The sequence below is a fragment of the Caballeronia sp. genome, assembly GCF_049581465.1.
In the GTDB taxonomy this organism is placed as follows: domain Bacteria; phylum Pseudomonadota; class Gammaproteobacteria; order Burkholderiales; family Burkholderiaceae; genus Caballeronia.
Genome location: NZ_JBAUSA010000122.1, coordinates 1 through 7,711, shown reverse-complemented (window position 1 = coordinate 7,711; position 7,711 = coordinate 1). Strand labels below are relative to the sequence as shown.

Sequence of the window (7,711 nt, the reverse complement as noted above, 5' to 3'; positions counted from 1 at the left end):
AGCCGCGACGAACTGGCCGCCGCGCATCTCGAGCTGACCGATTGCGTCGATACGCTTAGGCAGGCCGATTTTCACATTGTCGCCGTGCCCACGCCGATCAGTGCGGGCGCGCATCCGGACCTGACGCCGGTCAGGCTTGCGTCGCAGACCGTGGGGCGCGCGCTCAAGCGGGGCGACGTGGTGGTCTACGAGTCGACGGTCTATCCCGGTGTTACCGAAGAAATCTGTGTCCCGATCCTCGAGCGCGAATCTGGCCTCAAACTTGGCCGCGACTTTACGGTCGGCTACAGCCCCGAGCGCATCAATCCCGGCGACAAGCAGCACACCTTTTGCAACATCATGAAGATCGTGTCGGGCTCGGACGCGGCCACGCTGGATCTCGTGGCAAAGGTCTACAGTTCGGTCGTGACGGCCGGCGTGTATCGCGCGGGATCGATCAAGGTGGCGGAGGCCGCGAAGCTGATGGAGAACACGCAGCGCGACCTGAATATTGCACTGATGAACGAAGCGGCCATCATCTTCGATTACCTCGACATCGATACCCGCGACGTTCTTGATGCCGCCAGCACGAAGTGGAACTTCCTGAACTTCACGCCGGGGCTGGTGGGCGGGCATTGCATCGGCGTGGATCCGTACTACTTGACGCACAAAGCGCAGATCTCCGGTTATTCGCCGCTCGTGATCCTGGCGGGCCGGCGCGTGAACGACGGGATGGGCAGATTTGTTGCGGAGCGGGTCGTCAAGACGCTGATCCGCACCGGGCGCGCGCCGCTGCATGCCAAGGCGATCGTGCTTGGGCTGACTTTCAAGGAGAATTGCGCGGACCTGCGCAATTCGAAAGTGATCGATATCGTGCGCCATCTGCAGGATTACGGACTCACCGTCCAGCTCCACGATCCGCTCGCCGATCCCGAAGAAGCGTTCCACGAATACGGCGTCAAGCTGACTCAGTTCGATGAACTCGAACCCGCCGATCTGATCGTGCTCGCGGTATCGCATCGCGAGTTCATGGCGAAGACCGACGCGCTGCTGGCGCTGGGCAAGCAAGGCGCCGTTTTCGCCGACGTGAAATCGTGCATGCCGCGCGACGCAATCGATGCGGCCGGCCTTGTGACGTGGCGCCTCTAGGCGGGCGCAACGCGTGTATGTCCATCTGAGCCTCTGCCGGACGAAACGGGCGCCGCGCGGGTCTGTGCGCGAGCCGTTTAATGAGACAGATTGGGCCGGCGCATTACAATAGCGGATTGCTACGTGCAAGCGCTGGCTGGCGCGGGCATGGCTTCTGCGCGCCGATGGTCTTCCAGACTCTTCCCGATTGCATCGCACGTCGATCGACTTCATGCGTATCAGCACGGAATCAGCACGAACAGGCACGAAACAGCACGAAATCGACACGATCGAGGATAACTTTTGAGTCAAAACCCCACATTGAGCAAGACGATCGGCGGCGGCGAAGCAACTTCGCCGACTGCTGTGATGAAGAGGCTATGGCCGTACATCCGCCCGCTGATGGGTGTCGTCGTGCTGGGCCTGATTGCGATGGGCTTCGTGGCCGCGAGCGAGGCCGGCATGCCGATGCTGCTCAAGCCGCTGTTGGATCACGGCTTCGGTTCGAAAGGCAGCGCGGCCGCCAAGTGGATTGTGCCGGCGGCCGTGGTCGGGCTCGGGCTGCTGCGCGGCGTGGCCCAGTATGCATCGGGCTATCTGCTGTCGTATGTCACAAACCGGATCCTGCTGCAGCTTCGCCTCAAGATGTTCGACCGGATGATTCACACCAGCGCCGGCTTCTTCCAGCGCGAGACGGCGAGCACGGTCATCAACGCCATCGTGTTCGAGGTCAACCAGATCCTGAACGTGCTTCAAAGCGTCATCGTCACGCTTGTGCGCGATTCGCTCACGGTGGTTTTCCTGCTCGGTTATTTGTTCATTCTCAACTGGCGGCTGACGATGGTCGTCGCCGTGATCCTGCCGGGCATCGGCTGGCTGGTGAGCAAGATCAACCGGCGTTTGCGCCGGCTCAATCGTGAGCATCAAATGCTGACGAACGAGCTGTCGTATATCGTGGAAGAGACAGTGGCCGGTTACAAAGTCGTCAAGGTTCATAACGGCGAGCCGTATGAAAACGAGCGTTTCACCGAGATGAGCGGCCGGCTGCGCGGCTATTCCATGCGCATGCAGGTGTCCGGCGGGCTTGCGCAGCCGCTCACGCAGTTTTTGGCATCCATTGCGCTTGCGATCGTGATTACGGTCGCGGTGATCCAGTCGACCAGCGACCAGACGACGGTAGGCGGCTTCGTGGCGTTCGTCACGTCGATGTTGCTGGTGATTTCGCCGCTCAAGCATTTGATCGACATCAACCAGCCGATGCAGCGGGGCATGACGGCGGCGGAACTGATCTTTGGTCTCATCGACGAACCCGCCGAGCCGGAAGGCGGCGGCCGTTCGCTCGAACGCGCGCGCGGCGAAGTGGAGTTTCGCAATGTATCGTTCCGATACAGCCCGACCGGGCGGCCGACGCTTGACGCCGTGAGCTTTACGATTGCACCGGGCGAGATGGTCGCGCTGGCCGGTGCATCGGGAAGCGGCAAGACCACGCTCGTTAACTTGTTGCCGCGTTTCTTCGATCCTGCGCAAGGCGAAGTGCTCGTCGATGGCGTGCCGCTAAGCGAATACGACCTGCACGCTTTGCGCAGCCAGATGGCGATGGTGAGCCAGGACGTGGTGCTGTTCAACGACACCATTGCAGCGAACGTGGCTTATGGTCAGACGCCGGATCGCGAGCGCGTGCGGGCGGCTCTCGCTGCTGCCAACCTGGCCGACGTGATCGAAGCGATGCCAGAAGGCATGGATACGCGCGTAGGCGGCAACGGCATGCGGCTCTCGGGTGGACAGCGCCAGCGGCTTGCCATCGCCCGCGCGATCTATAAGGACGCGCCCATCCTGATCCTCGACGAAGCCACGTCCGCGCTTGATTCGGAATCGGAGCGGCATGTGCAGCAGGCGCTGGAGACGCTGATGAAGGGGCGCACTACGCTGGTTATCGCGCACAGGTTGTCGACCATCGAGCGCGCGGACCGGATCCTGGTGATGGAGGGCGGGAAGATCGCCGAGCAGGGAAGCCACGCGGAATTGCTGCGTCACAATGGGCTGTACGCGAATCTTCATCGGATCCAGTACCAGCAGCAAGCGGCCTGAAGCGGGTTTGTCGGAAGCAAGAACGCGCCGGAAGCTAAAAGCTGCCGGCGCGTTTTTTAATTGTTTTTTCGTTTTGAGGGGCGGACTTCCTCACGCGCATTGCGATCAAGAACTGACGGCCTTCGCCGTTTTTGCGACCGTGCGGTTCTTTAGCCGTGTGCGGTATATCAGGGTCCAGACTGTCAGTCCACCGAAAATGGCGTAACTGATGAACGGCGATACGACGAGATATCGTTCGATCGGCCAGTGCCACGCGAGCCAGCTTCGCAGCAGGTTCTCGCCGGTTAGCCCGACGCCCCATACGAGCGTCATCAGCCAGATGGACTTGCGCAGCCCGGGTCGTTCGTTCCAGAGTGCCTCGAAGCGCTCTGCGCCGCCTTCGCTTTCCCGCGCAACTGTGGCGCGCGCGAGATAAAACGTGAGTGGTCGCTTCATCACGAGAGACAACAGGAACGCGACGCCGATCGCACCGGACACGAGCGATTCGCGCAGCAACAGAAGCCTGGGGCTACCGCCGAGCGCCATCATCACGATGGACAATACGATGCCGAGGAGAATCAGTACGCTGAGGGCATCGACACGTTTTGTTCGCGCAAACTCGAACAGACTCCAGACGATAGGCGGTACCGCCGACGCGTATAGCGCGCCGAGTTCGCCCCAATGCGGGAGCGCGAGTCGATAGGCGACCCAGGGCAGAAGAAGGTTGACCGCGAGTTCGACGATCATTCCGAAGCGTAGTTTCATGGGTGCCTGCTGGCGGCGGTTTGGGGTGGGGTAGGGTTTCTGCGGCGAGTGTGGGGGCAGGGTGGGCGGGGTGCTGCTCGCGGAGAGTGTGAGGTTAGGGTGGAGTCCTTCTTCTCGCGTGGTCGTTCTGCTTAAGTCGGATTTTCTTGCTTATTACTGTTAGCCCTGTCCGGGGCGGGACTTCATTTCTTTGCAAACGCGCAAAGAAACGAAGCAAAGAAACGCGTTTTAAACCGCGAATACCTAAGTGTCGTCGTTGACCATTTCAGGTCTTTGGCCCGAACGTAGCACGGCCCCCGAATCCCACGCTCGCAGCCGAAAACCCACCTCAAGCTCCTACGGCGCGCACTCGCTTCGCCTCCAACGCCCCAGTCTGGAATTTCATCGCCCGAACCCTCCCCAGCTCCCTTCTCACAAATCAGCTTCAGCGCCAATCACTCCTGTGACGCCTGCGTCTCCGCACCCGGCGCTTCGCGCCGCGCCGCAACGGCTCTGCTTCGCGCCATCGACCTGAACCAGCGCGCGGCGCGTCCCTTCACCAGCACCACCAGGTAGAACGCGAGCGGCGTGAAAATCAACCCGAGCACGGTCGCCGTGATCGCGCCGCCAAACACGCCCGTCCCAATCGAACGCCGACTCTCCGCACCCGCACCATTCGACACCAGCAACGGCAACACGCCAAGCAAAAATGCCGCCGATGTCATCACGATCGGCCGGAAACGCGCGCTAGCCGCCGACACGATGGCTTCCGCAATAGGCATCCCCTCCGCATGTAGCACGCGCGCGAATTGCACAATCAAAATCGCATTCTTCGCCGATAAACCAATCACAGTGATCATGCCGACCTTGAAATACACGTCGTTCGGCATGCCGCGTGAATACATCGCGAGAACCGCACCAATAATGCCGAGCGGCACAATCGAAAGAACCGCGAGCGGGATGGCCCAGCTCTCATACAGCGCCGCGAGCGCCATGAACACGGCCAGCAACGACAAACCAATCAACACCGGCGTGAGCCGCGCCGCACGGGTTTCCTCAAGCGCGGCGTCAGTCCAGTCAAAGCCGACGCCCACAGGCAACGCCCGGGCGAGCCGTTCCATTTCCGCCATCGCCACCCCCGAGCTATAGCCGTTGGCCGGCCGGCCGCTGACATCGAGCGAGGGCGATCCGTTATAACGTGTCAGCACGGTTGGGCCGGTCGTCCAGTGCAGCGACGCAACCGACGACAATGCGACCATCTGCCCCGCAGCGTTGCGCACCGTCAGGTTCATCAGATTTTCCTCGGTCATCCGCGAAGGCGCGTCGGCGGCGACCATCACGCGGCGCATCTGCCCGCCAGCAGGGAAGTCGTCGATATACGTCGAACCGAACGTGTTGCCAAGCGCATCGCCGATCTTGTCGAAGGAGACGCCGAGCGCATAAGCCTTCGCGCGATCAATGTCGAGCACGATACGCGGCGCATCGGGCAGCGCGTCCGAATGGACATCGGCGAAAACCGGGTCGGCCTGCGCCTGCGCGAAAAGCTGCGCGCGCGCCGCAGCCAGCGCCTCGATACCAATGCCGCCGCGATCCTCCAGCCGCATCACGAAACCTTCGGAATGGCCCATGCCAGGCACTGCGGGCGGCATTTCGACGGACACCGTGCCATCGACGATCTTCGACAATGAATCGTTCAGCGTGTCCCGCAACGTTGCAGCGTCGGTGTCCCGCGCCGACCAGTCCTTCAGGTCGACGAAACACATCGCGACGTTCTGGCCGCTGCCCTGAAAGCTCCAGCCGAGCACGCTAGTCACGTTCGATACGGCCGGCTGGCGTTTCAACACAGCCTCGACCTGTTCGATGACTGCGAGCGTGCGCGATTGCGTGGCGCCCGCCGGCAATTGCACCATGACCTGGAGTTGCGCCTGATCTTCCTGCGGGAGGAATCCGTTCGGCATGTTCAAGTAGAGCACGGCGCACGCACCTGCAAGCGCCAGATAGACCGCGAACATGGGACCGGCGCGACGCAGCACGCGCGCGACAAGCGAGCGATAGCCGCGCGAGGTCCAGTCGAAAGCCGCAGAAAAACTGATCGGCCGATTTCCCGCGCCGCGACCGTAATGCGCCGAGCCGCGCGGCGGCGCTTTTAGCAGGTTGGCGCAAAGCGCCGGCGTAAGCGAGAGCGCGGTGAATGCGGAAACCAGGATCGACGCGATCATCGCCACCGTGAATTGCCGATAAATCCCGCCGACGCTGCCCGGAAAGAATGCCATCGGCACGAATACGGCCGTGAGCACAGCCGTGATGCCGACGATCGCACCGCTCATCTGCTTCATCGCGCGGCGCGTGGCTTCGCGGGGCGGCAGGCCTTCGTCGCGCATCACGCGATCGACGTTTTCGACGACCACGATGGCATCGTCGACCAGAATCCCGATTGCCAGCACGAGCGCGAACATGGTGAAGACATTGATCGACATTCCGAGCGCGTAGAGCGCGAGCAGCGCGCCGGTGAGCGCGACCGGAATCACGATGGTCGGCACGAGCGCGTAGCGCAGGTCGCGCAGGAACAGCCACATGACGAGGAAGACGAGCAGCACGGCTTCGAACAACGTCAGCGCGACTTCGTGGAGCGCAACGTGGACGAAGCGGGAGGTATCGAAGGGAATTTCGACGGCTACACCCGGCGGCAAGCTCTTCGATAATTCCGCAAGCCGCGCGCGAATCGCGTCCGAAGTTTCGATCGCGTTGCCCTGCGGCGATAGCTTGATCCCCACCGTGGCCGATGGTTTGCCGTTCAGCCGCGAATAGAACGCGTAGCTGTCGCGGCCCACCTCCACGCGCGCGACATCTTTCAGCCGCACCGCCGAGCCGTCCGGGCGGGCCTTCAACACGATCTCACCGAATTCGGCCGGCGAAATCAACTGGCCCTTGACGGTCACTGAGGCTGTCATCTGCTGACCGGCGACAAACGGCGTATCGCCGAGAATACCGGCGGTTACGGTGGCATTTTGCGATGCGATCGCTTGCGTCACGTCGGCCGCGGCCAGGCCGTATTCACGCAGCTTCATCGGGTCCATCCAGACCCGTAGCGCTTCGCCGGCATCCCAGAGGTCAGCCCCGCCGACGCCCGGCGCGCGCTTCAGGTCGCGCAGTATGTAGCGGTTGATGAAGTCGCTGAGTTGAACGGAATCGCGCTTGCCATCGGTCGAGGTGAGCGCGACCAGCATGAGGAACGTGCCGGTCGACTTGAACACGCTGATGCCTTGCTGCGTCACCTGCTGCGGCAATCGCGGCTCAATCTGCTTCATGCGATTCTGGATATCGACCAATGCGAGATCCGCATTCGTGCTGGGCGAAAACGTGACGGCGATCTCCAGATTGCCAAGGTTGTCGCTGGAGGTCTCGTAATATTGCAACCCGTCCGCACCGTCCAGACTTTCTTCGATGACGCTCGCCACCGTGTTGTCCGTGCTTTCCGGCGACGCCCCCGGGTAGCTCGCGTCAATGTAGATGCGCGGCGGCGTGAGGCGCGGATACTGCGCGACAGGCAGCAGCGGTGCGACCAGTGCGCCCGCCACGAAGATAGCCAGCGCTACGATCCAGGCAAACACCGGACGATCGATAAAAAAAGTGGGCACGCAGCTCCTGGCGATTCAATGGGGTTTATCGAAGACCGAGCGCATTGAGCGGCGGTAGCTCCCTGCGCGGCGGTGTTCCGTGTTCCGCGTCTTTGTAACATTTTGCGACATGTTACGACGCGATTGCGCGCGCGTCGATTGGGGCCGCGCGGCAT

At 62.0% G+C, this 7,711-nt stretch carries 4 protein-coding genes; 2 read left to right on the top strand and 2 right to left on the bottom strand.

Annotated features, from left to right (window positions below):
* Positions 1-1,128, top strand: a 1,128-nt coding sequence (locus WCA53_RS02990) for a nucleotide sugar dehydrogenase (protein ID WP_423905298.1), incomplete at its 5' end; no start/stop codon positions are given.
* Between the two features lie 348 nt (positions 1,129-1,476).
* Positions 1,477-3,195, top strand: a complete 1,719-nt coding sequence (msbA, locus tag WCA53_RS02985; protein WP_423905301.1) for a lipid A export permease/ATP-binding protein MsbA — start codon at positions 1,477-1,479, stop codon at positions 3,193-3,195.
* A 105-nt stretch (positions 3,196-3,300) separates the two neighbouring features.
* Here the strand turns inward: msbA and WCA53_RS02980 are convergent, their stop codons facing one another.
* Positions 3,301-3,939 carry a VC0807 family protein gene (locus WCA53_RS02980; RefSeq protein ID WP_423905297.1) on the bottom strand — a complete coding sequence of 213 codons (639 nt, stop codon included), beginning with the start codon at positions 3,937-3,939 and terminating at the stop codon, positions 3,301-3,303.
* Between the two features lie 434 nt (positions 3,940-4,373).
* A complete protein-coding gene (locus WCA53_RS02975; RefSeq protein WP_423905296.1) occupies positions 4,374-7,556 on the bottom strand; it encodes a multidrug efflux RND transporter permease subunit in 3,183 nt (1,060 codons plus the stop codon).
* Between the last annotated feature and the right edge of the window lie 155 nt (positions 7,557-7,711).

What these genes read in the sequence shown, in the direction of transcription:
- msbA (WP_423905301.1), top strand. Translation starts at nt 1,477, where the DNA reads ATGAAGAGGCTATGGCCGTACATCCGCCCGCTGATGGGTGTCGTCGTG.
- WCA53_RS02980 (WP_423905297.1), bottom strand. Translation starts at nt 3,939, where the DNA reads ATGAAACTACGCTTCGGAATGATCGTCGAACTCGCGGTCAACCTTCTT.